The organism is Clostridium tarantellae, from assembly GCF_009295725.1.
Classification (GTDB): domain Bacteria; phylum Bacillota; class Clostridia; order Clostridiales; family Clostridiaceae; genus Sarcina; species Sarcina tarantellae.
The window spans coordinates 1-1,173 of record NZ_WHJC01000522.1 but is presented as its reverse complement, the minus strand read 5'-3'; the positions used below and the strand labels follow the sequence as shown (position 1 = coordinate 1,173).

The window sequence follows — 1,173 nt, the reverse complement described above, 5'->3', positions numbered from 1 at the left end:
AGAATAAATAAAGCTAATTGTGTTAATTTAAATAGAAGTAAAAGCATAACTGAATAATTTTTCTAATTGTTAGGAATTATTAGACAAGCTTAAAATTTTATGCTTATATAAGAAAATAAATAAAAAATTCAAAGTATAATTAAAAATGCTTTGAATTTTTTATTTAAACATTAGTTTATTTTATAAATACTCTAAAGATATCAGAGGTATTATTTAATAGGTAATTCTATAAAACTTTTTAAAGATTCAGTATCACTTATTATTTTTTCAAAATTATCTCCATAGTATTCTTTATGGGCATCTAGTAATTCATCTTTTTTATAAGTAATTGTTATACCTTTAGGAAATTTAAAATTTATTATATGGCAATTTTTAACTAGAGAAAATATAATTAGGGCATTTTTTTTAATTACATCTTCAAAGGGAAGTGTTACACTTGAATTATCTTGAAATTTAATCTGGACATCATTAAAATCTTTATAATTTATAGTTAGCTCATAGGGTTCATAATCTGTTTGTAATTTAAAACCATCACTATATAGGTTGGCTGGTAAGTTTAAAATAATATTTCCTACAGCAGAATTATCTCCTATGTTACAATCTTTATATTCTAATAGGTTTTTTATATTAATATTTGATTCATTTATATTTTTATTTGGCTTTATTTGTTTTTCACATGAAATTATTGAAAAAGATAATAAAAATATTATTAATGGAACAATTAGCTTAACTCTAATTAACTTCATATTCAATTTTCCCTTTTTTATACTTTTAATAGCTATGAATCTATTTATTTAAATTTCTTTTTTAATTTAATAATATCCTCCTTATCAATCCATTCTTCACTAAAACCACAATTACAACAAACATAACGATTTACTTTTACTGCACTAAAAATACTTACACCTATCATAATATTATTTCCTGTTCCATAAGCTCCTGCTGATCCCTTAACTTTAAGAATATCTGATGAATTACATTTTGGACAAAGTCCTGTATTTTTCATATTAATCCTCCTAATAAAGTATATTCTAAATTATACCAAAAATAATTTTGCAATTATTAACAAAGTAAAAACAGAAAATATAAATTTTAATTTTTAATTTTTAATACTATTATATAAATAAATTTTAGCAATAATACTTAAATTATTTTTTTAGTATAAGTTAATAT

Annotated in this window: 2 protein-coding genes; both read right to left on the bottom strand. The window is 20.4% G+C overall.

The features are described 5' to 3' along the window. Positions 1-209: 209 nt before the first annotated feature. Positions 210-746 carry a DUF4825 domain-containing protein gene (locus tag GBZ86_RS16075; RefSeq protein ID WP_152892339.1) on the bottom strand — a complete coding sequence of 179 codons (537 nt, stop codon included), beginning with the start codon at positions 744-746 and terminating at the stop codon, positions 210-212. Between the two features lie 44 nt (positions 747-790). After that, entirely contained in the window at positions 791-1,006 is a 216-nt protein-coding gene (locus GBZ86_RS16070; protein ID WP_152892337.1) for a hypothetical protein, read from the bottom strand. Positions 1,007-1,173 lie beyond the last annotated feature (167 nt).